Origin of the sequence: Synechococcus sp. WH 8101 (assembly GCF_004209775.1) — a bacterium.
Taxonomy (GTDB): Bacteria; Cyanobacteriota; Cyanobacteriia; order PCC-6307; family Cyanobiaceae; genus Synechococcus_C.
Window position 1 is genome coordinate 1,278,170 of sequence record NZ_CP035914.1, and the last position, 26,804, is coordinate 1,304,973.

General features: G+C 54.7%; 22 protein-coding genes and 1 tRNA gene. 14 read left to right on the forward strand and 9 right to left on the reverse strand.

From position 1 onward, the window contains the following. Window positions 1–39 precede the first annotated feature (39 nt). On the forward strand, window positions 40–345 hold the full coding sequence (locus SynWH8101_RS06760) for a Nif11-like leader peptide family natural product precursor (protein WP_130129104.1): 306 nt from the start codon (window positions 40–42) through the stop codon (window positions 343–345). 89 nt (window positions 346–434) lie between these two features. Here SynWH8101_RS06760 and SynWH8101_RS06765 read toward each other — a convergent pair. The 7 genes from SynWH8101_RS06765 to SynWH8101_RS06795 form a co-directional block, all read right to left on the reverse strand. Continuing rightward, window positions 435–508, reverse strand: a tRNA-Met gene (locus tag SynWH8101_RS06765). Between the two features lie 36 nt (window positions 509–544). Beyond that, entirely contained in the window at window positions 545–1,624 is a 1,080-nt protein-coding gene (locus SynWH8101_RS06770) for a peptidoglycan DD-metalloendopeptidase family protein (protein ID WP_370587019.1), read from the reverse strand. Window positions 1,625–1,657: 33 nt separating this feature from the next. After that, on the reverse strand, window positions 1,658–2,143 hold the full coding sequence (locus SynWH8101_RS06775) for a tRNA (cytidine(34)-2'-O)-methyltransferase (protein WP_130129105.1): 486 nt from the start codon (window positions 2,141–2,143) through the stop codon (window positions 1,658–1,660). Next, entirely contained in the window at window positions 2,140–2,706 is a 567-nt protein-coding gene (locus SynWH8101_RS06780; RefSeq protein WP_130129106.1) for a bifunctional adenosylcobinamide kinase/adenosylcobinamide-phosphate guanylyltransferase, read from the reverse strand. The genes SynWH8101_RS06775 and SynWH8101_RS06780 overlap by 4 nt, the downstream gene beginning before the upstream one ends. Continuing rightward, a complete protein-coding gene (pxcA, locus tag SynWH8101_RS06785; RefSeq protein WP_130129107.1) occupies window positions 2,693–3,835 on the reverse strand; it encodes a proton extrusion protein PcxA in 1,143 nt (380 codons plus the stop codon). Before pxcA ends, SynWH8101_RS06780 begins: the two co-directional genes overlap by 14 nt. Window positions 3,836–3,855: 20 nt before the next feature. Next, window positions 3,856–4,527 carry a photosystem II repair protein Psb32 gene (gene psb32, locus SynWH8101_RS06790; protein WP_130129108.1) on the reverse strand — a complete coding sequence of 224 codons (672 nt, stop codon included), beginning with the start codon at window positions 4,525–4,527 and terminating at the stop codon, window positions 3,856–3,858. A gap of 33 nt (window positions 4,528–4,560) precedes the next feature. After that, on the reverse strand, window positions 4,561–4,968 hold the full coding sequence (locus SynWH8101_RS06795) for a tellurite resistance TerB family protein (protein ID WP_130129109.1): 408 nt from the start codon (window positions 4,966–4,968) through the stop codon (window positions 4,561–4,563). Window positions 4,969–5,036: 68 nt separating this feature from the next. Here SynWH8101_RS06795 and SynWH8101_RS06800 point away from each other — a divergent pair, with 68 nt between their 5' ends. Then, the gene (locus SynWH8101_RS06800; RefSeq protein ID WP_130129110.1) at window positions 5,037–5,696 is read left to right on the forward strand and encodes a cofactor assembly of complex C subunit B; all 660 of its coding nucleotides are present in this window, start codon (window positions 5,037–5,039) and stop codon (window positions 5,694–5,696) included. On the opposite strand, the gene lptC is transcribed toward SynWH8101_RS06800, so the two are convergent. Both lptC and metG read right to left on the reverse strand, forming a co-directional pair. Further along, window positions 5,632–6,810 carry an LPS export ABC transporter periplasmic protein LptC gene (gene lptC / locus SynWH8101_RS06805; RefSeq protein WP_130129111.1) on the reverse strand — a complete coding sequence of 393 codons (1,179 nt, stop codon included), beginning with the start codon at window positions 6,808–6,810 and terminating at the stop codon, window positions 5,632–5,634. The two genes, SynWH8101_RS06800 and lptC, sit on opposite strands and share 65 nt — an antisense overlap. Then, window positions 6,810–8,354, reverse strand: coding sequence for a methionine--tRNA ligase (metG, locus tag SynWH8101_RS06810; RefSeq protein WP_130129112.1), 1,545 nt, complete (start codon window positions 8,352–8,354; stop codon window positions 6,810–6,812). Before metG ends, lptC begins: the two co-directional genes overlap by 1 nt. Before the next feature lie 87 nt (window positions 8,355–8,441). On the opposite strand from metG, the gene SynWH8101_RS06815 reads away from it, so the two are divergent. The 12 genes from SynWH8101_RS06815 (at window position 8,442) to SynWH8101_RS06870 (ending at window position 26,410) form a co-directional block, all read left to right on the forward strand. Then, window positions 8,442–9,089: a Mo-dependent nitrogenase C-terminal domain-containing protein gene (locus SynWH8101_RS06815; RefSeq protein ID WP_130129113.1), complete on the forward strand. Its 648-nt coding sequence runs from the start codon at window positions 8,442–8,444 to the stop codon at window positions 9,087–9,089. Beyond that, window positions 9,086–10,903, forward strand: a complete 1,818-nt coding sequence (locus SynWH8101_RS06820) for an FAD-dependent oxidoreductase (RefSeq protein ID WP_130129114.1) — start codon at window positions 9,086–9,088, stop codon at window positions 10,901–10,903. The genes SynWH8101_RS06815 and SynWH8101_RS06820 overlap by 4 nt, the downstream gene beginning before the upstream one ends. 54 nt (window positions 10,904–10,957) lie before the next feature. Beyond that, window positions 10,958–12,553 (forward strand): NCS2 family permease, encoded by a 1,596-nt coding sequence (locus SynWH8101_RS06825; RefSeq protein ID WP_130129115.1) that lies wholly within the window; start codon window positions 10,958–10,960, stop codon window positions 12,551–12,553. Then, entirely contained in the window at window positions 12,550–13,041 is a 492-nt protein-coding gene (locus SynWH8101_RS06830) for a hypothetical protein (RefSeq protein ID WP_130129116.1), read from the forward strand. The genes SynWH8101_RS06825 and SynWH8101_RS06830 overlap by 4 nt, the downstream gene beginning before the upstream one ends. Before the next feature lie 135 nt (window positions 13,042–13,176). Beyond that, entirely contained in the window at window positions 13,177–13,968 is a 792-nt protein-coding gene (locus SynWH8101_RS06835; RefSeq protein ID WP_187007181.1) for a hypothetical protein, read from the forward strand. Then, on the forward strand, window positions 13,961–15,301 hold the full coding sequence (locus SynWH8101_RS06840; RefSeq protein WP_165380947.1) for an amidohydrolase family protein: 1,341 nt from the start codon (window positions 13,961–13,963) through the stop codon (window positions 15,299–15,301). Before SynWH8101_RS06835 ends, SynWH8101_RS06840 begins: the two co-directional genes overlap by 8 nt. 457 nt (window positions 15,302–15,758) lie before the next feature. Next, window positions 15,759–18,344 (forward strand): hypothetical protein, encoded by a 2,586-nt coding sequence (locus SynWH8101_RS06845; RefSeq protein WP_130129119.1) that lies wholly within the window; start codon window positions 15,759–15,761, stop codon window positions 18,342–18,344. A gap of 245 nt (window positions 18,345–18,589) precedes the next feature. Beyond that, window positions 18,590–19,279: a response regulator transcription factor gene (locus SynWH8101_RS06850; protein ID WP_130129120.1), complete on the forward strand. Its 690-nt coding sequence runs from the start codon at window positions 18,590–18,592 to the stop codon at window positions 19,277–19,279. A gap of 90 nt (window positions 19,280–19,369) precedes the next feature. Further along, window positions 19,370–20,572 carry an HlyD family efflux transporter periplasmic adaptor subunit gene (locus SynWH8101_RS06855; RefSeq protein ID WP_130129121.1) on the forward strand — a complete coding sequence of 401 codons (1,203 nt, stop codon included), beginning with the start codon at window positions 19,370–19,372 and terminating at the stop codon, window positions 20,570–20,572. Continuing rightward, window positions 20,569–22,725: an ATP-binding cassette domain-containing protein gene (locus SynWH8101_RS06860; RefSeq protein ID WP_130129122.1), complete on the forward strand. Its 2,157-nt coding sequence runs from the start codon at window positions 20,569–20,571 to the stop codon at window positions 22,723–22,725. The genes SynWH8101_RS06855 and SynWH8101_RS06860 overlap by 4 nt, the downstream gene beginning before the upstream one ends. After that, a complete protein-coding gene (locus SynWH8101_RS06865; RefSeq protein WP_130129123.1) occupies window positions 22,722–24,776 on the forward strand; it encodes an ABC transporter ATP-binding protein in 2,055 nt (684 codons plus the stop codon). Before SynWH8101_RS06860 ends, SynWH8101_RS06865 begins: the two co-directional genes overlap by 4 nt. Then, window positions 24,773–26,410: a TolC family protein gene (locus tag SynWH8101_RS06870; RefSeq protein ID WP_130129124.1), complete on the forward strand. Its 1,638-nt coding sequence runs from the start codon at window positions 24,773–24,775 to the stop codon at window positions 26,408–26,410. The genes SynWH8101_RS06865 and SynWH8101_RS06870 overlap by 4 nt, the downstream gene beginning before the upstream one ends. The last annotated feature ends 394 nt before the right edge of the window (window positions 26,411–26,804 follow it).

A 26,804-nucleotide genomic window follows, 5' to 3' on the forward strand; every position in this document is an offset into this window, starting at 1 on the left:
TTGCTAGGAAGGGGGTGGATCGTGAAATAGGAGAGTGCGGTGTCCAAAGAGCAGCTCGAAGCCCTCTTGGAAGCCATCAAGGCTGATGCGGACCTTCGAGAGAAGCTGAGGGCGGCGGCTGATCGGGATGCGGTGGTGGCGATTGCCAGGACAGCTGGCTTTGTGGTTTCAGCTGAAGAGTTGAAAACCGTTCGCACTGAGATTTCGGATGAGGAGCTGGAGGGCGTTGCTGGTGGAACGGGCCTGCTGTTTGGGGAAGTCACTGTGGAAGCAGCCACAGTGGTGATGCAATCCACAGCAAAAATGGGGCTTGTGTGTAAAGCAGCAGGACCCGACCTTGATTGACTTCAAGACAATAGAGACTCTCCTTCACTGCCGCGCCAGCCAGTGGGCACTGTCTCGCAAAGGAGGTGCCTACGAAAAAAGCAAACAAGTGGCTCGGGGGAGACTTGAACTCCCGACCTTGGGGTTATGAATCCCACGCTCTAACCAGCTGAGCTACCGAGCCGTGTAGGAAGAGTTTAAACGATCGTCCGATCGGGCTTCAGGCGCGGCGGCTGGGCAGGAACGGCATCGGGTCGGTGGCGGCACCGCCGGGCTTACGGATCTCGAAATGGAGGTGCGGCCCGGTGCTGCGCCCCGTGCTTCCCATCAAAGAGATCGTGGCGCCCTGGGGCACCATCTGACCTTTGCGCACGACCAGGCGGCTGTTGTGGGCATAACGGGTGGCGGTGCCATCGCCATGAGACAGCTCGACGAGATAGCCGTAGCCACTGCTCCAGCCTGAGAACACCACAAGGCCATCCTTAGCAGCCACGATCGGCGTGCCGACGTTGTTGGCAATATCAATTCCCTTGTGCATCCGCCCCCAGCGCCAGCCATAACCGGAGGTGAAGACGCCCTTCGCCGGCCAGATGAACGCCTGGCGCTCACCCTGGGGACGCGACGTGCCTGGGAGATTGGGGAGCTCTGGCCAACTGGCACCACCCGAGACGGTGGGACGAATCGCCAACAATTTGCGGGGGGCGGCTTCGGCCACACGCACCGTGGATCCCACCACCAGGCGGGCCAGGTCCATGCCTGGGTTGAGCTTGCGGAACTGGCTGAGGCTCAAACCATGGCTCTTGGCAATCTTGGCGATGGAATCGCCCCGCTGCACCTCCACTTCCGCAACGGGTGCCGGGGGCGCTGACACCGGCGCAGTTCTGCGGATGCTGGAAGCATCAAGTGACAGGCTGCGGCTGAGACGGCTTTCCACCTTGGTGGGCAAGATCAACCACTGCCCTTTGCTCAGCGTTGCCGTGGGTGCTTGCTCATTCAGTTCAGCTAGGGCTGTGAGCGGAAGATCCAGTTCAGCGGCCAGCGCTTCCATGCTGGTGTCACGACTGGCCTGGATCCAGAACTTGGTCTGCAGGGTCGGCAGCGAGGCCAGGAGTTGTTGCTGGCTGACTGGTCTGGCCCCATCGGCGATTCCAGGCTGATGTCCGAGGGCGATCAAGCCAAGAACGGGAAGCGCTGATGTGGTGGTGAGAACCAGCAGGGGCTTCATACCAAGAAAGGGAAACAACAACTCCGGAGAAGCCGCCACGACCCGGAGACGGCCCGAAAGTAACGGGCCGAACACCCCGGTGCAAGGGGGCGTGGTTCAGCCTGACAATCACCACAAGCCGAGTTGCAGGCCGGCCTGGAAGCTCACAAGCGCCGCTGCCACCGACAGATTGAGGCTGCGCACCGCTGCACCACCGGGCATCGGAATCGTGCACATCTGGTCGCAGCGCGCACGGACGCTCTCCGGCAGGCCGAGGTCCTCCCGTCCAAACAGCAACACATCGCCCGGTTGAAAGCGCATCTGAGGCAGGGCCGTGCCGCCATGGCGACTGCAACCGATCAGGCGAAACGGAGTGGGCAGGGCCGCGATGAGCGCTTCGACATCGCCGTGGGTGCTCAGCTGCACATGGGGCCAGTAGTCAAGACCAGCCCGTTTGAGGTAGCGATCCTCGAGACTGAAGCCCAACGGCTCGATCAGGGCCAGGGGTAGCTGGAAGGCCGCTGAGGTGCGGGCGATGTTGCCGGTGTTCGGCGGGATCTGCGGCTCATACAAGGCGATACGCAGGGGGGCAGGCGTCAACTTGGTTGTCGTCATGGCACCCGCTGCCCCACCTGGTGTAAATCGATGGCGCGGCCCTGCACCACCAACCAGCTGCGGCTGGCCAGGCCCTCAAGGCGCTGAGCTAGGGCACCGAGCCGATCCCGGAACAAGCCGCCGATCGCGGTGGGGGGCACCAGGCCCCAGCCTGTCTCCTCGATCACCAGCACAACCGGCTGCTTGCGAGTCTGCAGAGCAGTGAGAAGATCCGCCACGGTGGCCTGCCACTGGGCTTCGACCTGCTCCAGGTGCCAGGCCACAAATCCACCGAGGGAATCAATCAACAGGGCCCGATCCGAGGCAATCGACGCCAAGCCCCACGCCAAGGCAGGGCCGCATTCCAGCAACTGCCAGGCCTCGGGGCGACGCTGGCGATGCAGGCGCAACCGCTCCTGCCAGGCGGGATCCTCGGGTCTTGGATCAGAGGTGGCCACGTAGGTCACGGCGGGATGGTGGCCGAGAAGGTGTTCCGCCCAACGGCTCTTGCCGCTCCGGCTGGGGCCACTCACCAGGATGAGATCCCGCTCGCCGCAGGCCCCAATCCGATCAACCACCCCCATTCATGCCGCGCAGGGTTGCCACGGAAGAGGGGCTGACACGGTTGAGATAGCGGAAGATCCAATACTTGAAGATCGTCGCCAGGATCACCGGGAAGGTGGCGATGAACAACAGGATGAAGTTATCCCGCGCCGGGAAGCCAAAGTGATTGGCGATGCCATCGAGCAGCACCGTCCAACCCTCCGGGCTGTGGAAACCCACAAAGATGTCGGTGAAGAGGATGATCGCGAAGGCCTTGGCGGAATCACTGAGGCCATACACGGCTTCATCAAAGAAACCACGCAACACCCGCAGTTCCTCCCGGCTCACCAGACACACGCCCACGAAAGCGAACAGGGCGGCAATGTCTGAGAACACGTTCTTGACGGCGTGGGTGCTCTCGGAATCCGCCTCCTCCTTCAGTTCCTCGGCCTTAAGGGTGAGGGCCTGTTGCAGGTCTTCCTCACTGGGAATGCCTTTGCCGCGCAGGAGCGCATCGAATTCAATCTCTGCCTTGTAGACCCGCAGTTTCTCCACCGCCTGCTCCTCCAGCTGCGGTTTCGGGTAACTGAGAAAAGGAAGATCGGGGGCGTAGCGATCCACCAAGGGGCTGATCACATAGGTGCGGCTCACCTGTTGCACCAGCAGGGGCACCAGGATCAACAGCAACAGCACCTTGAGCGAGATCAAGGTGGAATCACGGCGCCGACGGAAGCCGGCCACCAGGGTCGCCTCGGCGGTGGGGTCCAACTGCCGCCGCACGGTGTCGACTACGCCGAGCAACGAGCGGGGCAGCGGATCGGGCGCCCGGCTCATGGTGGGGGCGGCCGCTGCGCGCCGCGGTGAATAGCGATTCACCACACTTTCAATCAGCTGCAGCTGACGCAGCTCCTGCATGTCGAGCTGGCCGCGTTGCCCCTCGAGCTTGTCGAGGCTGGTGCGACACACATTCAGGGCGGCTCGGAATTTGCGCAACACGGTGGCCTGCACCGAGCGAGGCACCGACAGCTCAAGGTCGGTGCGGATCGGGCGATCGCCGTAATATTCCAGCTCCAGGCTCTGGATCAGCAGGGCGGCTTCATAGCCCCGATCCAGATCGCTGTTCACATCGCGGTCGTTCGCCTGACCGAAGGTGCTGATCCAATTGCGCATGATCGTGTTCTCAGGCGAGGTCAGCGGGAGAAGACCCACCAGGTGGCCATCGGCACGATGGTGCCCACCACCAGCAGCACCACCACCCAGGTGAAGGCGTTGCTGCTCTGGGTTTCCTCTTTGCTGGGAATGTTGGTGGGCAGGGTGGTGCGCTCCACCTCCACAGGCGGACCAGGGTCTTCGCCGCCATCAAGCACCACGGCGAGACGCTCGATGCCATCCAGGCTGGCTTGGCGGTAGCGATCACCATCCCGCATGGGCTGGCTCATGGTGGTGCGGCCGGTGCTGCGTAACAACTCGGCGGGCAAGCGCTGGCTGAGGGAGGGATCGGCCACCACGGCGGCCTGCTTGTTCTGGGCCTCGATCAGAAACAGCAGGATCGGATCACTGGAGCCCTGATTCGACCATTGAGCAATGAGATCCTCACCGAAGGCGGGAAGGCTGAGGCCGTAGTCGAGTCGACGCACGGTCACCAGACGGGCATCAAGGCGCTGCTCATCGAGCTGATCCAGCCTGGCGCTGAGTTCACTGCGGCTGGCGCGACTGAGCACATCGGCCGCATCCAGCACCGGATCCTCCGGAGCCACCGCAGGAAAATCCTGGGGCGCTACGGCCAGGGCCGCAGGCACCAACAGCAGCAACGACAGGCAGGCGGCGGCAAGTCCGGCCAGCAGCTTCGAGATCCTCGGCATCGATGGAAAAGGCCTGATGCGGGCAGTCTGCCGTCAGTCGGCCAGGCTGTCGCGGTTGAGAGCCATGATCGCTCCGACCACCGCCTCGGCGCGACCTTCCGGCAACACCAATTGGGCGCCGAGTTTGTTCAAAAAATCCGTTTCCGGGGCACCCACTTTGCGGTCGGCATGCACCAGTTGAGCCGCCACCGCCAGGGCGGTTTCCTGCTGATGGGGCTTGAGCTGGGGAAGAGCCTGGGCGATCAGCTGATCGATCCCCTGCTCCCGCAGCACGGTGAGCAGCGTGTCGAACAGCGCCGCCATCTCCTCTTCGCTCCGGTCTTTGTAAGGCGAGCGATATTCGAGTTGGCGCCGCAAGGCATGCGCTTCGTCCTTGCCCAGGACGCCATCACAGGCCACGGCTCCGAGAGCCACGGCGGCAAAGGCTTCGGCCTCAGTCATACCCGCTGGTGCGTGCCACCCCATTTGAGCAAGAGTGCAGCGATCTGACAGCTCTTTCGCGTTCCTTCATGCCAGCCGCCGCCCGCATCACCCTGTCTGCCGGCGTACTGGTGCTCGTTCTGGCCGTTCTGAACGGCTTCACGGCAGCAACGATCGAGCCAAGCCTGCAGCGGGCGGAGGTGATCGCCGGTCTGGCCGGGGTGGGGCTGATGTTGGTGGCAGTGCTCTGGACCCGCGCCGTGCCCCGCGCTGCAGAAGCGGTGGCACTCAGCGCCGAACAGGGCTTTGTGCTCAAGCCGGATCTCACCGAGGCAGAACGGCTCGAACTGGCCTGGGGCAGCCAGATGCTGCTCACCGCCACCTCCGCTGCCACGATCCTGGTGGCCTGGGACGGGGAGGTGCTCCTGAGGCGGGGTCTGATCAGCGACAGCCCGTTTCACCCCGGCGCGATCTGCAGCCGTGCCAGGGAGCAACAACAGCTGGTGTCGCTCGTAAAAACAGCGTTGTATCCCGGCCGCGAAGAATTTGATTCAGTGGTGCCTCAATTGCCGGCGGTGATGGTGCACCCCCTTGGCCAGCGGGGCTGGGTGGTGCTCGGTGGCTGGTCGGAACGATGTTTCACCCGTGCCGATGAGCGCTGGTTCAGCGGTTGGTGCGAACGGCTCAGAACGACACTGGAGCCGGCTTGCGCTTCTTCTGAGGGCCTGGACGGCCCTCCTCCAGGCTGAGCTGGGAGCGCACCTTGTCGCCCGGGGCGGAGAACACCACCAGCCCTTGCTTGCCCACCTTGCCCTCAAGCCTCTGGCTGCGGGTGATCTGGTCATTGGCCTGGCGCCGCAACACCACCTGGCCTTCGGCGAGCACAGCGTCATCGCTCCAGTTCCAGAGACACCGCTCCGCATCGAGCTGATCGCCGGGCTGCTTCAAGCGACAGCCACCGGTCACCAGCACGGTGGTGTCCTTGAGGTTGACGCGGAAGTTCTGGCCGCTGAGGCTTGATTGCTCCATGCGGGCCCGGAACGGTTCGCTGCTGGTGAGCGTCTCCTTCTGAAAGTTCCAACGGGTGGTGAGGGCCTCAAGCACGCCTTGGCGTTTGGGGATCCGCACCTGCACCGGCTCGATCAGATCAATGAATCCTTTCTGGGTGTTGCCGGTGAGGCGACTGGCCTGCAATTGCTGCAGGGTGTTCTGGTCGTCCCGCCGCTGACCGAGAACGGGTCCGCGGGCCTTGAGAGCACCATCGCCGAGATTCCAATCGGCCACACCAGTGCGGATCACCGTGGTGGGAACCACCTGTTTGTTGACCTTGCCGGTCCACTGCTCGAGCTGCACCACGCCCTTGAGCGTGAGTTGCTGGGTGTCCTGGCGCAGCTGGGCCGTGGTGGAGCGGATCCGACTGCTGGCGTCATCGGCTTGGGGACGTTGTTCGATCACCAGCAAGGATTGGCCCGGGGTCCAACGCAACCGATCACCGCTGATCAACACCTTCTGGCCTTGCAGCTGCTGAAGCTGCACCTGACCCTCCAGGATCACCAGCTCGCCGTCGTTGAACACCATCGCCGACTGGGCACGGATTGCAAAAGCCGGGCGGTTGTTGCGATACAACACCCCCGCAGGATTGCGGGCCCGCACCAGGCGCTGCCTCACGTTGTAACGGGCTTCCGGGCTGCTGAGATCCCAATCGCGCTGCCCATCCGCCTTTTTCTGGCGCAGGTCGAGGGAGCGGAACACGAACGGCGGCGTCTCCGGCGTGGTGATTTCGGGTGACGACTGGCAACCGACGAGGACCAGGGGCAGCGCCAGCAAGCCCCCGACCAGGGCTCGCCCAGGGATGGGGTGCATCAGAGCGGAGCGTCGAGTTCGAGGCGGGCCATCACCGGTTGGGGCTGGGGCAGGGGAGAACCGGCGCTCAGCTTGCCCCAGATCAACCGTTCCTTCCAGGTGGTAGCGACGGGCGCTTCACCAAGTTGGTCGAGGATCCGCTGGCTCAGGTCTGGCACAAGGGGCTGCAGCAACAGACCCACCAACCGGCAGCACTCGAGCACGGCGTAGAGATCACGGGCCACGCTCGCCTCATTGCCGGGTTGCTTCATCCGGCTCCAGGGGGCCTGCTCATTGAGGTAGCCATTGGCCTGGATCGCCAGAGAAAGAATCGCCTCACAGGCCTGCTGGAAGTGCAACTCGGGCATCGCTTGGCGCACCTTTTCGATCGTCTGTTCCGCGTCGGCTTGAAGCGCATGCCCCGCAGACGCGGTGGAATCGATTGGCGGCACAGCGTCGTTGAACCATTTGCGCGCCATCGACGCAGTGCGATTGAGCAGATTGCCGATCGTGTTGGCGAGATCGTTGTTCACCAGATCGGTGAAGCGTTGCTGCTGAAAGTCACCGTCCTCGCCAAATTGAATGTCGCGCAGCAGATACCAACGCACCGCATCAGCGCCGCAGCGCTCCAGCAACACCTCCGGATCGAGCACATTGCCCAGTGATTTGCCCATCTTCTGGCCTTCTCGGGTGAGAAATCCATGGCCAAACACCCGTTTGGGCACCGGCAATCCAGCCGACATCAACATCGCCGGCCAATACACGGCATGAAAGCGGAGGATGTCTTTGCCGATCACCTGCACATCGGCAGGCCAACCCGCTGCGCCCAATCGGTCGAGATCCACATCGCCACCGTCATCGAGCAGGGCAGTGAGATACCCGAGCAGGGCATCAAACCAGACATAAAAGGTGTGGCCCTCATGGCCGGGAACGGGCAACCCCCACGCCACATTGACGCGGGAAATCGAGAAATCACGCAATCCGCCCGCCACAAAATTCTGAATCTCCTTGCGGCGGCTGGCGGGAGCGATGAAGCCCGGTTGGTTGATCAGCGCTTCGATCCGCTCCTGGAAATGGGAGAGGCAGAAAAAGAGGTTCTCCTCATCGCGCCATTCCAACGGCTTCTGGTGCAAGGGGCAGCAGGGCTCCTTGGCCTCAGCAGGTTCGTCTTTGAATTCCTCGCAACCGACGCAATACCAGCCGGTCTGGCGGCCGCTGCGGATATCGCCGGCCGCTTCACAGCGCTGGAAGAAGGCTTGCACCAGGGGGCGATGGCGCGGCTCAGTGGTCCGCACGAAGCGGTCGTTGCTGATGCCCCACTGTCGCCAGGCCTCCAGGTAACGGGCGGTGATCCGGTCGCAGTGCTCGCGGGGTTCGATCCCCTGGTCTGCTGCGGTGCGTTGAATCTTCTGGCCGTGTTCATCCACTCCGGTCACGAACAGCACCGTTTCCCCCTCGAGCCGCTGAAAGCGGGCCAAGGCATCGCAGGCGATCGTGGTGTAAGTGCTGCCGAGGTGCGGCCGGTCGTTGACGTAATAGAGCGGCGTTGTGAGGCTGTAGGTCATCGCTTCGGCGGTCGCTCCCGGCCTCAGGCATGGCGCTGGATCCTAACGACCGCTCTTCGCTGCACTTTCCAACCACGATCGTTTCCCATGGCCTCCCCTGAGCCGCTCGATCCCTCCCTCCAGGTCTGGTTGTCGGCCCTGCACCAACTGGCTCTGGCCGATGGCGATTTCGATGCGGAAGAGCGGCGCATGCTCGCGGAACACCTCTCAGAAACCCTGCCGGAATCAGCGCTCGATTGGGAGGCGATGGAGACGGTGGACGACGGTGAACTGGCGCGGCTTCTGGCGGCGGATCCCACCGTGGCCGAGCAGTTTCTGCGCACCGCTGTGGTGGTGGCTCTCGCCGATGGCCATCTCAGCCGCTCCGAACTCGATCTGTTGCAGCACTGGGCCGACCTGCTGGGCTGTGATCAGGCGCCGCTGGCGGGTCTCAAACCCTGCATCGACCACCTCAGCAACGACGACTGGCAACCATTGGAGCCGCTCAAGCATTGGCTGGATGATCTCGACCCCAGCGATCCGCGGGTGGCGGGCTTCATCGTGAACCTGATCCCGGCCCAGTGTCCGTTTGAACGCGACATCGTGCTGTTCGGCCACAAGCTGGTGCACATCCCGCCGATGTGCAAACTAAATCCGCTTTACGACCAGCTGGTGGGTCTTCGTTTCCGCTGCCTCGGCCATCTCTCGGAAGAACAACAATTGCGGATCTGCCGCAAAGACTCCGCCCAGGCATGAGCGCCTCCCTCGACTCAGTCGACGTGCTCGTGTGGGGCGGCGGCACCGGCGGCGTGGCGGCAGCGATCCAGGCGGCGCGTGGTGGTGCCTCCACACTGTTGTTGACCCCTAGCCGCTGGCTCGGCGGGATGGTGAGTGCCGCCGGGGTGTGCTGCCCCGATGGCAACGAGCTCACCCCCTGGCAGACGGGCCTGTGGGGAGCCTTCCTCAGGGAACTGGAGCGGCGTGAGCCTGAGGGGCTCGATCACAATTGGGTGAGCTGTTTCGGCTACCGGCCCACCACCGCAGAGCAGATCCTGCAGGACTGGGTGGCGGCTGAGGCCAAGCTGCTCTGGTGGCCAGGCTGCCGGTTGCTGGCGGTGGAGCGGCATGGGTCGCTGATCACGGCGGTGCGCGTCGAAGTCGACGGAGAGCAGCGCCGGCTTGGCTGTCAGGTGGTGATCGATGGCAGCGATCGCGGCGATCTGCTGCCCCTGGCCGAAGCTCCCTTTCGCTTCGGTTGGGAACCACAGGAGCAATGGGGCGAACCGAGTGCTCCCAGCGCTGAGCGGATTCGCACGGAAGCGTTCTTCAAGGAGCAACCGGTGCAATCGCCCACCTGGGTGGTGATGGGGCAATTGCAGAGCGACACCCTGAAGGCGGATCCAGTTCGTGGCATCGATCCCGCCGCTTACCCCCAGCTACCAGCACCGTTTGAACGCGCCTGTGAAGCCTTCGGCCTGGAGCGCACCCTCACCTATGGGCGCCTGCCTGGTGGGCTGGTGATGCTCAACTGGCCCCTCCATGGCAACGACTGGCATTGGGGGTTGGAGCGAGCCTTCAGCAATGATCCTGCGCAGGAGGCGGAGCTCTTTCACGAGATGCAGGCCCACAGCCTGCGTTTTGGCGAAGCCCTGAAGGAAGCGAGCGGCGGCTGGCTGCAACTCGGCGATGCGTTTCCTGCTGAATCAGGCAGCCCGGCCCCCTGGCTGGCCGCCATGCCCTACTGGCGGGAGGGGCGCCGCATGGTGGGACGCGCCACGGTGATCGAGCAGGATCTGCTGCCCCTTGGCGAGGGGTCTTCGTGCGCTGCCTTGCCGCGCGATCCAGCCGGTGCGCTGCAATCGATCGCTGTGGGCAATTACGCCAATGACCATCACTATCCTGGGCCGGATTGGCCCTTGGCAGCCAAGAGCTGCCGTTGGGGTGGGCGCTGGACGGGCACACCGTTCTGTGTCCCCTACGGCGCACTGGTGAGTGCCGAGATCGACAATCTGCTGGCGGCTGATAAGGCGATCAGCACCAGCCACATGGCCAATGGCGCCACACGACTGCAGCCATTGGTGTTGAACGTGGGCCAGGCGGCTGGAGCAGCGGCAGCGCTGGCGGTGCAATCAGGACGACGACCTGCGCAGGTGACAGCAAGTGAGCTACAAAAACGCCTGCTGAGCGATGCCTACGCACCAGCGGCGGTGATGCCCGATTGGCACACGCCTTGGCATCACCCGCAGTGGCGTGAGCGTCAGCGCAGAGCTCTTGCCGATCCCACAAGCTTGATCCACCCAGTTCTGACTCCGTTCAGCGGGTTCGCCTCTGACGCAGAGTCAGGTGGCATCCCAACAGAACGACAGGCCTCGCACTGGCCTGGGCGGTTGGTGCCTGATGGCTCAGGGGGCTACACCCTCCAGCAGGCCGAAGGGATCTCTTGGCCTTTGATCACCTTGGAACCCTCGATCGATCGTTGGCTGGCGCAACATGAGAAGCCCGTCGACATCAACCTTGTGGGGGTTGTGAATCAATGGGGGCCTTGGCTTCGCGTGATTGGTGTGGCTTGAGGGTTAGTTCAATCCGGGATGATGCCCAGAACCTCTGAGCTTCGGTCCGGCTGAATGCCCACTGCACTGACGCGCCTTCTGGGCCCCTGGAGGCCCGGAGATCTGGATGGCTTCCTGGCTCTGGGTCTCAACAACCTGATTCAGATCCTGCTCATCATCAGCCTCTGCCGCGGCATCCTCGGTTACCCCGATGCCCTGCTGTTCGGGCAGATCCTGCCAGCTGCTGGCGTCAGCCTGTTGGTCGGCAATCTGGCCTACACCCACCTGGCCAGACGCCTCGCTGCTCGGGAAAAGCGCAGTGACTGCACAGCACTCCCCTATGGGATCAACACGGTCAGCCTGTTTGCCTACATCTTCCTGGTGATGCTGCCAGTGAAGCTGGCGGCTCTGAACAGTGGCCAGCCGGAGGCAGCCGCTATCACACGCTCATGGCATGCCGGCATGGTGGCCTGCCTGGGCTCAGGCCTGATCGAAACGGCGGGTGCTTTTTGCGCCGATCGCTTGAGACGCTGGTTGCCTCGTGCCGCATTGCTCTCCACGCTCTCTGGCATCGCTCTCGGTTACATCGCCCTGGGTTTCCTCTTGCGGACCTATGCCAATCCACTGGTTGGATTGGCGAGTTTGGCTGTCATTTTGCTCGGTTACTACGCCAGGGTTCAGTGGCCTTTACCCACGGGGTTAATGGCCGTATTACTCGGCATGGTGCTCGCCTGGAGTAGTGGTCTGATTCATCCCTCGACAAGCGCTTGGCAGGACAGCCTCAGCACAGTCAAGCTTCAAACCCCAACACTGCACCTCACCACCCTCTGGCAGGCACGCGCCGACTTGCTTCCCTGGCTTGGGGTGATCGTACCGATGGGACTGTTCAATGTGATCGGGTCTTTGCAGAATCTGGATAGCGCTGATGCCGCAGGAGATCACTACGGCACTCGCTCCTGCCTCTTGATTGATGGCATCGGCACGTTGGCAGCCGCAGCCTTGGGATCCTGTTTTCCGACAACGATCTACATCGGTCATTCAGGCTTCAAAGACCTCGGGGCCCGTTCGGGTTATTCGTGGCTCAATGGTGTGGTGATGGGAGCAGCCTGCTTCCTTGGACTGTTCGGTCTGATCTCACTGCTAGTTCCCATTGATGCCGGTATGGCGATCGTGCTCTACATCGGGATTGCGATGACGTCACAAGCGTTTCAGGCCACACCGTCCAGGCATGCGCCGGCCGTGGTGTTGGGAATCCTGCCTGGCCTGGCGGGATGGGGAGCACAATTACTGAAAGCTGGCCTGCGAACAGGCGGGTTGGGGAGCGAGGCCAGACCCTTCAACGAGTCGATGATCACCCAGTTGGCATCAGGTGATGTCTGGGCGGCGGGTGCCTTTGCACTTGAGCAAGGACAGATCATCACATCGATGCTGTTAGCCGCCCTGTTGGTCTTTGCCATTGAAAAGCGGTTTCTCGCTGCGGCAGTCTGTAGCGGCTCAGCAGCTGTTCTGTCCTGGTTCGGGGTGCTGCATGCCTGGTCGTTCTCAACAGCAGACACCGTTTTGAATCTGGGCTGGGGGACGGGCCAGCCTTGGGCGATTGCCTATGGCGTCATCACTGTGTTGATTCTGATTGCCCGGATGCTTCCGCAAGATTCTCAAATCGCTGGATGAACCTAGGTCTGGAAGAGGTCGTCTGCTTCATCAAAGCCGGCGGTGCAGCGACAAAGGCAAAGGTTGAGATGATGACGTCACGGTTGGCTCAGATTTCAGTGCTTGGCTCTCTACTGATCACCTTCAACATCCCCAGCCCTCATCTGGAAGGCACGCTGCTACCACGCGGTTTCTTCCTTGGCGTTGGCTTGATCTACCTGGCTGCCCTTGCCGTAGACCGACTGGCGGCGAGCTGGCGTTTGCCAGGGGCTGCCGCCGTGTTGCTCCTGGGCTTTCTGATTCCCACAGCATGGTTGAACCAATCTCAGCTCCTTGATGCCGCTCACGAGGAAACCCTGCATCGGGTCAGCCTGGCGCTCCTGATGTTCTACGCCGGTTGTGTTGAACGCTACATCCAACACATGAACTGCATAGACTCGAACCCTAGATGGGCACATCCTTCAGAATGGACCTGGTCTCTCATTATGAAGACAGTAGATAAGGATTGATTGAGTCTGATCGTTATCGTCATTCCTTTGGATCTCTGTGATCGCTGCTTCACTGTCTAGCTGTACTCCCCTGTCATGCAATCTAATCCGCAGAACCGACTTGATTCTTCAGAAGAATGGGCTGACATTCTCATAATGACAGGATTGCATGAAGAATTGGTAGGGCTCCAAAGGGTATTTGGAAGTGAATGTCATAGACTGGCTCGATATGGGACCTCCTATCTCGTCTACGAATGGAGGCGATCATCACGACATGTGCGGATTGTTGCCCTTCGACAGCAGGAGAAAGGGTTAACCAGCTCGGCAGTCACGGCAACGAAGGCGTTGTGCCTCTGGCGGCCCAAACTAGCAGTGATGACTGGCATCTGTGCCGGCGTAAAATCAGCTGTCAATTTAGGAGACCTGGTCGTAGCTAGCCAATGTTTTGAGCACTCCAGCGGCCAGCTCAGGGATGGTGAATTGATTCCTGAGCAGAATCGAGTATCAACACCGCCGTGGGTACTAGATTTTTTGATGGCGCACACAGATTCCCAGGAGTTGCAAGAGCAAGTTCGAGTTGGTTTCGGCCAGTCGTTGCCCTCTGATCTGATACCAACCATTCATTATGGTGCGATGGCATGCGGTCCGCAAGTGATAAAAGATCAATCGTATATTGAGAGCCTGAAAAGCAAAGAGCATTCCCTGCTTGCCATCGATATGGAGTCGTACGGGATTGCACTCGCCGCCTCGATGTGTAGCACGTATGTGCGCCCGATCGTTCCCTTGATCGTGAAGGGTGTATGTGATTTTGCTGATTCAGAAAAGACAGACGCATGGCACGATTATTGTTCTTATGCAAGCGCTGCGTTTCTACATGCAGTTCTTGACCGAGCCATCAGTCGCGAAAGGGCCTACAATTGGATTAAAGACATCGCAAATGATGACTGATTTGCATGCCGTTGACACTCTGATCTCTGGAGGCATTGTCGTCACCATGGACTCCCATCGTCGTGTCATCGCCGATGGGGCCGTTGCTGTTAAGGCCGGCAAGATCGTATCGGTGGGCGAGCGTCAATCTGTTGAAGCAGTCTGCAGTCCTCAGGATCGCATCGATGCCCAAGGACGCACGGTGATTCCGGGGTTGATCAACGGCCATGCCCACCTGCCGATGACCCTGTTCCGCGGTCTGGCGGATGACCAGGATGTCGATGAGTGGCTGCAGCACACGATCTTCCCAGCCGAGGCGATGAACGTGGATGAGGCATTTGTGCGTTGCGGAACGCGACTTGGCCTTGCTGAGTTGATACGAGGCGGGATCACCACCGTCTGCGATATGTATTACTTCGAAAATGCCGTTGCCGAGGAGATGGCGGCGGCTGGGCTCCGCGGCTTACTTGGTCAGGCTTTGATCGACTTCCCCTCTCCCGATGCCAACGACTATGCGACGGCGCTCGATGTCATCCATCGTTTTGTGGAGCGTTGGCGTGGTCATCATTTGATTACCCCGGCCATCGCTCCACATGCCCCCTACACCGTAGGGGATGAGCACCTGAAGGAAGCCCACCGTTTTGCTCTCGACCACGATTGCCCGTTCATCATCCACCTGGCAGAAAGTCAACACGAGGTGGCTGAAAGTATGCGGCTCAAGGGTGCCAGGCCCGTGGAACATCTTTCCCATCTCGGTGTTTTAAGCAATCGCATGGTAGCAGCGCATGTTGTCTGGGCTGAAAACCATGAACTTGATCTGTTGGCCGACCATGGCGTCGGCGTGGTACATAACCCTCAGTCGAACATGAAACTTGCCTCGGGGGTGGCACCGTTACCACAGATGCTGATGCGGGATATGGCCGTAGGCTTGGGCACGGATGGTTCAGCCTCCAATAATGATTTGAGCTTGTGGGAGGAAATTGACACAGCCGCCAAGCTGCACAAACTGGTTACGGCTGATCCCAAGATGATCTCTGCTCAACAGGCGTTTGAGCTCGCCACGATTCACGGAGCCAGAGCTCTGCATCTGGATCAACAGATCGGCTCGCTGGAGGTGGGCAAGCGAGCCGACATCGTAGTGCTGGAGATGGAGGCGATCAACCAGGTTCCCCTTAGCAGTATTTACTCAGCGCTGGTGTATGCCACCAAGGCCAACGATGTCTGCGATCTGATGGTGGAAGGCCAGGTATTGCTTCGTGATCGCCAGTTAACCACGATCGACGAGAGAATGGTAAAAGATGTTGGCCTTGTGCTGCGAAAGAAGATCGTCGACCGACTGCAAGTCCCACTCTGAATTTTTTAGTGGTATTCCCGGATCGCTGTTGTCATTGCGACCCAGATTCACAATCGGATGTATGCCGCTCTTGCACCATTCATGGTGAAGAGGTCTATTAGCGTGGTGGAATTGAGGGGTTAGCACGAGATCCCAAAAAATTAAATTTGATCCTCGACTATGTTTGAGCAAATCAAGTTGATTGTTGGGAGCTCGCAGCCTTGGTTGTGAGTTCCAAAGTCGTCTGCTTCTGCAATCTACATCCCCAACATGTCATGAGCTCTGCCATCGCAGTGAATTGCGCCGATTGCATGAAGCTGACGCGCAGCAAACCAAAAAGTATTCATTTTTACATCTTCACTAGGCTCGATAGCCAAGCTAGGGCGTTGGCTAAGGCCCTGATTCGGAAACTCCTACGAATGTAGGTGGTTAAAGGGTTTGCCTGCAACTATGGTGACGGGAAACTGCTTATCAAACGATGACTAAGTTCGTACTACATGGCCTTGATGCCGTTCAGGCTGAGTTCTTTGCCTTGATCGAAGGTGATCCTGAACTACGAACGGCCTTCACTGCGATCGCTGAATCCATTGAGAGTGGTGAAGCTAGTGTATTCGAGCGAAGCATGTCCGATTGGCTCAAGTGGCTCGACGATGAGGGGTATAGCGCGCAAACAGTACAAGATAACTCAAATAGATTTGTATCACTCCTTCATGACGCTGGAATTTCGCATCTCATCAGTGGTGACACGAAAACAAATTATTTAGTGCAAGAGCTGAAACAAGTTCCTCATTTGCTCGAGTTGTTGTTCACTCTTTTTGATCATTCGTTAACACTTCATTCTGATGTAGTCGGAGCCGCAGGTGGAACGGGGCTGGCTCGCGGTAAAATTGTGGCTAAGCGTCTTGGTGTAGATCGGAAAAAACTGGCGATTCGAGAAGGTGCAGGTGAGGCTCGGGAAGCATCGAGCGAATTTGATAGCACAGCGCGAGATGGCCAAAGCCAAGGAGGTCTTAACGACCGAGGACTTGAGCCGCGCCGTGACGAGTTTGGCGGCAGAGCACAAGATGTTGCAGACCGGATCAGCACAGCGCGAGAAGGGCGGTACGTCACAAGGGAGGACGGCCTCAATGACCGCGGCCTAGAGCCCCGCCGTGACTACATGCCAACGGGTGCCGAAATGGATTACAAAGCCGAAATGCGGGAGACTACGCCCGGATCGGAGGGCGCTACAGAGAATCGTGGTGGTGAGTCTCAGCGTGCGGCAGACCGGATCAGCACAGCGCGAGAAGGGCGATACGTCACAAGGGAGGACGGCCTCAATGACCGCGGCATGGAGCCCCGCCGTGACTACATGCCAACAGGTGGAGAACGGGATGCAAGAGCTGAAATAGTGCCTGAAGAAGGTCGCAACGGTGCAGGAGTGGAGAGCCCAGCGACGAAGGCCTATGACGATGTGCGAGAGGTGGTAAGGGAAGAGCGAGAACCCATCATTGGTGGAAAAGGAGGAGTGGAGAGACCAGAAGCGAGGAGGTATGACGATGTGCGAGAGGTCATCAGAGATGAGCGTGACCCCATCACGTACGCCTCAAGGGAGGACGACCTCAATGACCGCGGCATTGAGCCCCGCCGTGACTACATGCCAACGGGTGCCGAAATGGATTACAAAGCCGAAATGCGGGAGACTACGCCCGGATCGGAGGGCGCTACAGAGAATCGTGGTGGTGAGTCTCAGCGTGCGGCAGACCGGATCAGCACAGCGCGAGAAGGGCGTTACGTCACAAGGGAGGACGGCCTCAATGACCGCGGCATGGAGCCCCGCCGTGACTACATGCCAACAGGTGGAGAACGGGATGCAAGAGCTGAAATAGTGCCTGAAGAAGGTCGCAACGGTGGAGGACTTAGCCCAGAAGCGAGTAGGGTATATGAGCGAGAGGAAAGAATAGAGAGGAGAGCGGATATGGTCGCTGACGATGTAGCCAAAGTAGCCAAATTGGAGATGCCTGGTCGCAACGGTGGAGGAGTGGAGAGCCCAGCAGCGAAGGCCTTTGACGATGTGCGAACGGTGGTAAGGGAAGAGCGAGAACCCATCATGGGTGGAAAAGGAGGAGTAGAGAGTCCAGAAGCGAGGAGGTATGACGACGTGCGAGAGGAAAGAATAGAGATGAGAGCGGATATGGTCGCTGACGATGTAGCCAAAGTAGCCAAATTGGAGATGCCTGGTCGCAACGGTGGAGGAGTGGAGAGCCCAGCAGCGAAGGCCTTTGACGATGTGCGAACGGTGGTAAGGGAAGAGCGAGAACCCATCATGGGTGGAAAAGGAGGAGTAGAGAGTCCAGAAGCGAGGAGGTATGACGACGTGCGAGAGGAAAGAATAGAGATGAGAGAGGATATGGTCGCTAAAGATGTAGCCGAATTGGAGATGCCTGGTCGCAACGGTGGAGGAGTGGAGAGCCCAGCAGCGAAGGCCTTTGACGATGTGCGAACGGTGGTAAGGGAAGAGCGAGAACCCATCATGGGTGGAAAAGGAGGAGTAGAGAGTCCAGAAGCGAGGAGGTATGACGACGTGCGAGAGGAAAGAATAGAGATGAGAGAGGATATGGTCGCTAAAGATGTAGCCGAATTGGAGATGCCTGGTCGCAACGGTGGAGGAGTGGAGAGCCCAGCAGCGAAGGCCTTTGACGATGTGCGAACGGTGGTAAGGGAAGAGCGAGAACCCATCATGGGTGGAAAAGGAGGAGTAGAGAGTCCAGAAGCGAGGAGGTATGACGACGTGCGAGAGGAAAGAATAGAGATGAGAGAGGATATGGTCGCTAAAGATGTAGCCGAATTGGAGATGCCTGGTCGCAACGGTGGAGGAGTGGAGAGTCCAGCAGCGAGGAGGTATGACGATGTGCGAGAGGTCATCAGAGATGAGCGTGACCCCATCACCTACGCCACAAGGGAGGACGGACTCAATGACCGCGGCCTAGAGCCCCGCCGTGACTACATGCCAACGGATGGCGAACTGGATGCAAAAGCCGAAATGCGGGAGACTAAGCCCGACATGCTCGGTGCCACCGAATGAAGTACCAGCAGTCATAGAAGATAGTGTTCATCACCCTTCCCCATTTTCACAAATGGGGAAGATTTTTCATCTCTGGGGTTAAGATGAAGCTAGTCCACAACTACGTATGACGGACTCACACCATGGCTAGCAATGGTTACCTGACACCACGAGACTTAGCTCGATTAGCATTCATCGAAATGAAATCGAATAATTCCAATCTTACCTCCTCGTTATCGAATGCATGTCATGGATAAAGATTGGTGATGAACAAAGAAGAACGGCCAGCAGGTCGCTTTGATCTGACGACAAGCGAATTCACAAATAGGACGGTTACAGTTAATTCTTTGCTTCGAAACTACAATATAATAGCTGCAACAGGATCACTCTTGGAAGCGCATCTTTTGGCTAGGTTGGGTATTAGTGGAGGGTTTCCAAATCTCGTGGGCTGTGGCACCGACCTTAACGAGGTCCGACAGCTGTGTGCGAATACGAACAATATCCTATTGTTCATGACTGAATCTATAAGTTCCGATTACGGCGCCAAACTCATCAAACTGCTTCGCAAAGACTTCGATTCAATCAAGATTGTTTATATACTTCAGGAAGGAACCATCGCAAACATAATTCGTACATTTGACATAGATGCAGTGCTTATGACAACTTCGTTCGGAACAGGTGCTGTTGCGATTGCACTGTCAGAGATAACTTCAGGCCGTCGCTATCTTGACAAAGCATTCCTAAGGAACCTTTCTCAATCAAGCGTAATATTGACAAAGCGTGAACAGCAAGTGCTTGAATATTTGAAAACAGGCCTGACGAATAAAGAAATTGCAAACAAATTGACAATATCACCAGTGACTGTTCGTGATTATGTGCAAAATCTTATGGTGAAGCTAAATGCAACAAATAGAACGATGGTTGTTGTCAATGCAGGAAACATCGGCTTGACGTAGGTCAGTTGCAACACCGTCCACTCATGCCTACATTTGTAGGTGGTGTGCTGGCCTCTAAATCAATATCATTTGCACAGCTGATTAACTTGTATGCTTGAGAAAAGTGCCAATGATTTAGTTGATCGTCGTTTTGTATACATCACAGGTAGCCTGGCCCTACTAACAGGGGCAACATTGCTTTGGTCTATTTTTGGTAGTCTAAAGCTTGAATCAACTGGGATCGGAATCATTGTACGCGGTAAGCATTTCTACACCATTAACAGTAAACAGCAGGGTGTCGTTGCTAAGCAGTTCTTTGAACTGGATGAGCCAGTAAAAGCTGGAGATATTCTCATGTCTCTGGATACACAGATGGATCAGCTTGGTCTCCAAGCTTCAACTAAAACTCTCGGGTTATCACGACCATTGAGTTTGCTTAGCGATCAAGCAGGTAAGCGTGCTGAACAGATCGCCAAAGATAACATATTCTCTGCCGAGAAACTTTTCAATCGCAATGCTCCATCTCTGAGAAGCTTAATTCAAAAGCAAGAGCTAGCTTATCAGGGAGTTCAAGAACTCTATTCACAAAACAAGGTGAGTAGTGACGAACTTGCATCTGCTTTTTCTTCACTCGTAGATCTAAAGCAACAGCTTGCAGGCCTAGAGAATAGTGTACAAGAACAAAAGTCTAATTATCAACAGCTCTTGCAGGCAAATGCACAGGCTAAAATTAATTTAGAATCGCAGAATATATCAACAGATTCTAATGTGAAACAGTCGCAACTTGCGCTTGATCAATCGAAACTTATACGTTCACCAATCGATGGAACAATGATTAGTTACGACGTACAGCTTGGTGGATACGCAAATCCTGGAGACCCTCTCGTAACTATTGCGCCAAAACACGGCCCGCTCAGGGCCATACTTTTGGTTGGGTCGGATCAATTTGGACGCATCAAGAATGGTGACCGTGTCTTGGTATCTCCCTCTGCTAGCCCGTCGATTCGCTTTGGTTATATTAAAGGAAAAGTTGTAGCAAAAGCTGACGCTCCTGCAACTTCAGCTGAGCTGCTAAAAGCGTTTGGGAGTCAGGATATCGTTCAGTCGCTTCTGCAGAGTTTTAGTAAGGAAGGTCAGGTTAATCTTCCCTACCTCGTGAACGTGCTAATCGAAGAAAAGAATCAACAGCCTATATGGACATTAGGACGACAGCCTCCTTGGGGTCTACGACCCGGCAGCCAGGCAAGTGCTCGGATTATCTCTGAGCAGGTACGCCCAATCAGCCTCCTCATTCCCTTCCTGAGGCAGATATGAGCTACTTCATTAATTGGATTCAATCATTAATTCAGCGGATCGGCCGTCAACCCCCATTCCCACTTGCCATCCAATCTGATGAGACGGAATGTGGACTTGCTTCATTGGCAATGGTGATACGAGCTCTAGGCTGTAACTGTGAATTGGAACGTTTGCGCGAACGTTACGGCTCAACTCGAGGTGGCATGACGGTAGGTGAATTATGTGATTTCGCAGCAACAATTGGACTTCGAGGAATCCCTGCTCGAGTGGCATCGGACGAGTTAACAAAAACACCCTCTATTATATTTTCTAGAAATGAGCACTTTAGTTTATTGTGGAAGATTGAAAAGACAGACGCAACTCGTTTCTATATTGCTGACCCAAGCGATGGCATTCTGTGTTTTTCAGATGATGAAATAAGAGATTACTACTCAGGCATACAGATTTCGTTCCGTCCAATTAAAAAAATCTTTAAAAATCAAAATCTTAGCTCAGCAAGTCAAATCCACTCTGTTTCCTTGTCCTCTCTTCTGATTGGCAGGACACTTATTGTTGCGATCATTTGTGTATTGGCCGTTGTTTCAGCCGTTCTTGCACTGTTGAACGCAGCAGCCCAAGATGTCTTCATGACTTACGTAGTAGAGGAAGGTGAAATTCTATGGACTAAAGGTTTGATTATTGTAACTATCAGCCTCTCCATTCTTGTTTCGTTGGCTGGGCTTATGATGCAGATTGCAGTGCAGAGGCAGTTACAAAAAGTCATCCAGACATGGAACATAGATCTATTTAAATCACTATTTAATGCACCTTACTCGTTTTTTATAAATAAGACTTCAGGTTTGATCTCGTCTCGGTTTAGTCAAGTTGAGGAAGCCTTAGAAGGGTATCAGTCTGCAGTGTTGAGTGCGTTTACGGGATCGTTGAACCTTTTGGTTTTTGTAGTTGCGGTGATGCTTGTTAGCCCACCCCTTGGTCTCGTCTCTGCCCTTGGCATAGCTGGGTTCCTCTATGTAGGTCTGAAATTCTATGGTTATAATATTCAGAACAACTACATGATACGAGAAGCAGAATGTTTAGCCGCAACTGCTGAATTCAAGTTAATTAAGGGACGTGAACAAATCATACTTGAGCACTCAGAAGACGCTATCCAGAGAGAACTCGCATCGGGTTATATTTCGCTTGCGAAGGCTGATCTGTCAACATCTCGAGTTGGGGCGATCAGCGAATTCTTTCTGGGTTTTATCGACCAGTCTCTCAATGCATTACTGCTTATTGTTTCTTCAATACTGATTGTGAATGGAAATCTTACCACAGGTACATATGCGGCCATTAACGTCATCATCGGAACAGCATTGGAGCCAATAAGATCCCTCTCTCAGCTCTTAGAGACATTTCAAAACTCAAAGCTTACTTTTCAATCCGCTGCTGAACTCTTACCCGTTCTTGATGATGCTCCTTCTGATGTAGGAAGCCTGAGCGATTCTGATCCTCAAATCTCGCAGAATGCACCAGCGATACAACTTGTTGACGTTTCATTTCAATATTCAAAATACTCTAAACCCGTATTATCTAATGCCAATTTAACAATTAAGTCCAAATCAGGTCGCTCAATTGCTATTCGCCTAGATGGTAATAGTGGCTCTGGCAAAAGTACTCTTTTGAATTTACTTATGGGACTAATACATCCAACCTCTGGTCATGTACTAATCAATGGAGTTGATCTCAGAACCTTAAACCTAACTGAGCTTCGTAAATTGGTCCAGTACGTGGATCGATCTGCTTTGATAGCTTTCGGTTCTGTTGAGTCAAACGCACGTCTTGGCACTACCGCCAGTCATGACGACTATGAGGCTGTCCTAGCTGACCTTGGATTAAGCCATGAATCAGTTTTTAGCCAGCAGAATGCACGCATCCTGCAGAACGAATCTTCGATCAGTACTGGCCAAGCAGTGATGATTTCCCTCGTTCGCGCCGCCTTACTTAAACCTAAACTCTTAATGATAGACGAGTCTTTAGTAAGTATACCCGAAACTCTTCATAAACAAATAATCGAAGGATTCTTAAAACTCAATGTCAATGTAGTTATTGTTCAACATGGGGACAGTTCGTTCATAAGTGGTTTGCCAACAGTAATGATGCGAGACCTTCAGAAGGAGGGCGCCAACCAATGACAAACAAAAAACTAATACAATCAAATCAACGCTATTGGCTAACCACTACTGAGTACGTTAGATACTTGCTATCAGAGAGCAAGAGTTGTTCCTTCCTCAATACAGAACTGATCCAAGATTCATTATCAGCAATATGTGATCAAGAGAATCTTGGTCTTGAGGGGCTTCTTCAACAATTCTCAGAGTTGTTTCAGGTTAATGAAATTCCATTTAACAGTCGGCAGCTTTCTTCTCTATCTCGCCTCGCGAACGTCGCATTTCTTGTTCATGACAGAAAATTACTTCCTCTCGAATGCGCTCAAGATTCTGAGATCTCATTTGGGGCCGGTGATCAACCTCGAGTCTTCTTTTTGTCAGTGCCGCTACCTAAGCAAAAACTGACAAAGAAGCAATTTGTTAACACATTGATGGAGCGACGCTGGTCGATCATCACTGTGGCCATAGGGCTTGGCAGTCCGCCAGTCATTGGATCGGCAATCGCTGAGCTGCTCCAACAACCTCTTTTTGACAACTTTGTACCAGAAGGACGAATTTCACCCATCATTCTTGTTGGTATTGCAACGATAATCTTGCAGTTGACTGCACAGCTTTTTACATCGATGCAGACGTTAGCTCAGACCTATTTTACGCAGAACCTTGATCTTGAGACCAAGGTTGCAACAGCAAGGCGCTATTTGGACGCCAATAGCAGTACATTACCGCAGAAAGATATCGGTAGCTGGCGCCTTACCTTTAGTGTGGCAAGTGCGTTTCTAGGATCCATAAATTCACTGTTTATATCAATCCCCTTGGCAGTGATATCAATGATTGCCAACGTTCTTGTAATCGGTGCCTTTACAGATCTTTCTGCTGTATGGAACTTATTCTTGATACTTTTGATCCCTACTGCGATCAGCATTGTTATTTCATACCTCAGCTCTAATATATCGATACGTGTGATCGGCCAACAGTCTTCAGTCGAATCAACCATCTATGATACTGTTCGTCAGATAAGAGGTATTTGGTTAACGAATACAGAATCTGTCTACATTAATCGCTTTGTTCGTGCCCGAGTAGCTATGTCAAAAAGCTTGCTTAAATCGGGTAGGCTTGAGGCTATTAGTTCTGTATTAAACGGACTCTTCCAGGGGTTTTTATATGCATTTATCTTCTATCAATATTATAGAAGTTATCTTGATCCCTCAAGGTCCAATTTGTCCGTTGGTTCACTTCTTGTCATCTATTTTGCAATCGGTACATTAAGCGGTTCACTTGCCTCTGTTGCTCAAGATCTTGTTTCAATCGCTCAAAGTCTTCCTACTTACTGGATGCCAAATGCTATCAGAGATATTAATTTCTTTAGGAAACCTCGCACATCATCTTTTTTAGCGGCTCCGCAGAGCATTGTTTTATCTGATTTAACATATACAGCCAGTAACGTTGACTATCCATTTAGTCAACCGATCTCATTTGAAATAAATCTAAATCGCAGCTACGCTCTTATAGGCCCATCGGGCTCTGGCAAATCAACCCTTCTTAGCCTACTTATAGGTCATCTAAATCCACGATCGGGTTCAGTGGACTTGTACGATGATAGACAACAGATTCTACCTTATAATCTTACCGATTGTCGATTACTTGTTCTGGGACAGGAGGCTAGTGCCTGCGGAAGCTATCTCTCTGATGTGGTTGATCCATCACGCCATGTATCCATCGAGAAAATAGAAGCTGCATGCAGGGAACTTGGGTTGTCTGAGTTGCTTGATAGTCTTCCATTGCGGTGGAAAACACCAGTAAATGAATTTAGCCGTGATTTGTCTTTGGGCCAGCTGCAGAGATTTAAAATAGCAAGAGCGCTTGTCAATGACTACGATATCATTATTAGCGATGAGGCAACATGTCATCTTCCGGAGAAGCAGCATCTGGAGATCATGGCCCTACTAAACAAACGCTCTAAACTTCACATTTCTGTTTTGCATCGTTTATCAGCGTTATCACTCTTTGATTATGCGATTGAAATTGATCGATCAGGACAAATTTCAGTCAAATCCACATCAGGTATTACTCCATGAACATCATCACTTCTACTCTGCCCGTACTTGGTATCCTATTTTTGGTAGGATCGCTTGCTCGAGCGCAGGATAAAACTTCATCTTTGAATTGCCAACAAGTATCAATAAAATCCGAACTCTCGACACTTCCCCAGCTTCCTCCGCTTATCTTCTGTGGACCAAGTGATACACATTCACCTTCCCAAGAAAAATCGCTAAACCTTGATCAAACATCTTATCTGAATAACATTGTCTTGGAGAGCCCGTCAGTTTTGTCATATAAATCACAAGTTAAGTCATCCGAATACTCATTAAAATCCGCCAAGGGAAGTTGGTGGCCGAGTGTATCTATGTCGAACAGTTCCGTTTTATTTACCGATATTCTCTCTGCCCAGAACTACGGTGGTACACCTAGCACACCCTCATCACCATCAACATCCGGTACAAGCTTTAATCCCTTTAATGGGAGCAGTTTACGCGATGGTTTCCGAGGTCGATCCAGTAGTGAGCTCACTGGCTGGGCTGAATCCTATTCCAATTACACTCAGGCTTATCCAGTTATTACAATTCAGTGGAACTTTCTAGATCCCTCACGTTACCCACAAATTGCAGCAGCAAAACACCAGCTCGAACTTTCTAAATCCCAACTACTCCAGGCTACACAGGAGAAACGCCAGCAAATTTTGCAGTCATATGGCAATTTTCTTTTTACGGGCTTTCAGATTGCAGAAGTATTGAGGCTTATAGAGCTTCAAGGAAAGATCGTTGGCGAGGCAAATAACCGCGTTAAGCTAAAGCTTTTGCCACGTTTTCAGTATGACCAAGAGTTTCGAACGCTTCTCTCGTACCAGACGCAACTACAGTCATTGAGAATTCAGCAAATGAACGCGAATGTTGCTCTTAACACGCTTCTTTCACCTATAAAAGACGCAGATAATAATCAGCTTGGTGCTCTCACACCTGTATTTTCTCCCATTACACTGCACGAAATTCTTGCACCTGCTATCAAACCGTGGCCATGGGATGATCTTGAGACGGTTAAACGATCTCTAGCCCACTCAGAATCATTAAAGCAACTGATGCTTCAATCGCGTATTGCCACAGATAATGCTAATGAGCAATGGGGTGGTATTTTGCCCACCATTGGACTTCTTGGATATATGACCTACCAATATACAGCTGGTAGCCAGAACTACGCTCCCCCCACACAACCTACTGGTGCCGCGTCTTCCACGTTAAGTAACTACGCTGGTCTGTCATTCTCCTGGAATATCTTTGATGGTTATGCAACGAGAAATCAAGCAAAATCCTATGAACAATCAGCGTTATCATATAAAGCGCAATATCTTGACGCCGCAACGCAACTGAAGGCACAGACTCTTGAAACACTGAACCAACTTTCAGGTAATAATCAATTAATAGGACTCAGCCTCAAAGATTTACAAAGCGCTCGGCAGATCTCATCTGACACCGAAGAACGCTCTGCTGTAGGGCTTGCGCAGCAGTATGACGTCATCAATTCCGAGATGGAAAAGCACCAATCTCGTCTTCAGCTTATTCAAGCTCTTGCCGCTTACGTTAAAAGCTATGAGCAGCTGAAGGGGTTAGTGGGTACCGATTCGAGGCCACAAACTAACAGCACACTGACCAAGTAACTTTGCCCTTTTTATGCTAAACCTTCATACATGTACTGCCCCAGAATGATCTCTTTGGTCTTCCCCTGGTTTGGTAAACACCGATCAGTAATTCATGCAGGTGAGTGTACGAGCCACGAAGATCTGCTACTCGTATTCAACCGCTCTGAGGTATCTCAGCGTTGAGTGGCGGCGTTGAGGTTTTAATTCCGTCGAACCAATAGGCCAAAACACGCTGCAGCTGATTCCCACCGGTTTCAAAAAAGTTTTCACCCCTCTGATCAGGTCACCCGGGGGTTCAAGGACATGACCAATGCGTCGTTACAGCGAAGCCGTCAATGCTGTGAGATGAATGAATCCCCCCAGGTTCGTTGAAAGGGAGATAACGCATTCGAGAAATGCCTACAAAAGGAGG

What these genes read in the sequence shown, in the direction of transcription:
- SynWH8101_RS06865 (WP_130129123.1), top strand. Translation starts at nt 22,722, where the DNA reads ATGACAAACAAAAAACTAATACAATCAAATCAACGCTATTGGCTAACC.
- SynWH8101_RS06870 (WP_130129124.1), top strand. Translation starts at nt 24,773, where the DNA reads ATGAACATCATCACTTCTACTCTGCCCGTACTTGGTATCCTATTTTTG.
- SynWH8101_RS06835 (WP_187007181.1), top strand. Translation starts at nt 13,177, where the DNA reads ATGACAGGATTGCATGAAGAATTGGTAGGGCTCCAAAGGGTATTTGGA.
- SynWH8101_RS06795 (WP_130129109.1), bottom strand. Translation starts at nt 4,968, where the DNA reads ATGACTGAGGCCGAAGCCTTTGCCGCCGTGGCTCTCGGAGCCGTGGCC.
- SynWH8101_RS06860 (WP_130129122.1), top strand. Translation starts at nt 20,569, where the DNA reads ATGAGCTACTTCATTAATTGGATTCAATCATTAATTCAGCGGATCGGC.
- SynWH8101_RS06820 (WP_130129114.1), top strand. Translation starts at nt 9,086, where the DNA reads ATGAGCGCCTCCCTCGACTCAGTCGACGTGCTCGTGTGGGGCGGCGGC.
- SynWH8101_RS06815 (WP_130129113.1), top strand. Translation starts at nt 8,442, where the DNA reads ATGGCCTCCCCTGAGCCGCTCGATCCCTCCCTCCAGGTCTGGTTGTCG.
- SynWH8101_RS06845 (WP_130129119.1), top strand. Translation starts at nt 15,759, where the DNA reads ATGACTAAGTTCGTACTACATGGCCTTGATGCCGTTCAGGCTGAGTTC.
- psb32 (WP_130129108.1), bottom strand. Translation starts at nt 4,527, where the DNA reads ATGCCGAGGATCTCGAAGCTGCTGGCCGGACTTGCCGCCGCCTGCCTG.
- pxcA (WP_130129107.1), bottom strand. Translation starts at nt 3,835, where the DNA reads ATGCGCAATTGGATCAGCACCTTCGGTCAGGCGAACGACCGCGATGTG.
- SynWH8101_RS06855 (WP_130129121.1), top strand. Translation starts at nt 19,370, where the DNA reads ATGCTTGAGAAAAGTGCCAATGATTTAGTTGATCGTCGTTTTGTATAC.
- lptC (WP_130129111.1), bottom strand. Translation starts at nt 6,810, where the DNA reads ATGCACCCCATCCCTGGGCGAGCCCTGGTCGGGGGCTTGCTGGCGCTG.
- SynWH8101_RS06850 (WP_130129120.1), top strand. Translation starts at nt 18,590, where the DNA reads ATGAACAAAGAAGAACGGCCAGCAGGTCGCTTTGATCTGACGACAAGC.
- SynWH8101_RS06780 (WP_130129106.1), bottom strand. Translation starts at nt 2,706, where the DNA reads ATGGGGGTGGTTGATCGGATTGGGGCCTGCGGCGAGCGGGATCTCATC.
- metG (WP_130129112.1), bottom strand. Translation starts at nt 8,354, where the DNA reads ATGACCTACAGCCTCACAACGCCGCTCTATTACGTCAACGACCGGCCG.
- SynWH8101_RS06800 (WP_130129110.1), top strand. Translation starts at nt 5,037, where the DNA reads ATGCCAGCCGCCGCCCGCATCACCCTGTCTGCCGGCGTACTGGTGCTC.
- SynWH8101_RS06840 (WP_165380947.1), top strand. Translation starts at nt 13,961, where the DNA reads ATGACTGATTTGCATGCCGTTGACACTCTGATCTCTGGAGGCATTGTC.
- SynWH8101_RS06830 (WP_130129116.1), top strand. Translation starts at nt 12,550, where the DNA reads ATGAACCTAGGTCTGGAAGAGGTCGTCTGCTTCATCAAAGCCGGCGGT.
- SynWH8101_RS06775 (WP_130129105.1), bottom strand. Translation starts at nt 2,143, where the DNA reads ATGACGACAACCAAGTTGACGCCTGCCCCCCTGCGTATCGCCTTGTAT.
- SynWH8101_RS06825 (WP_130129115.1), top strand. Translation starts at nt 10,958, where the DNA reads ATGCCCACTGCACTGACGCGCCTTCTGGGCCCCTGGAGGCCCGGAGAT.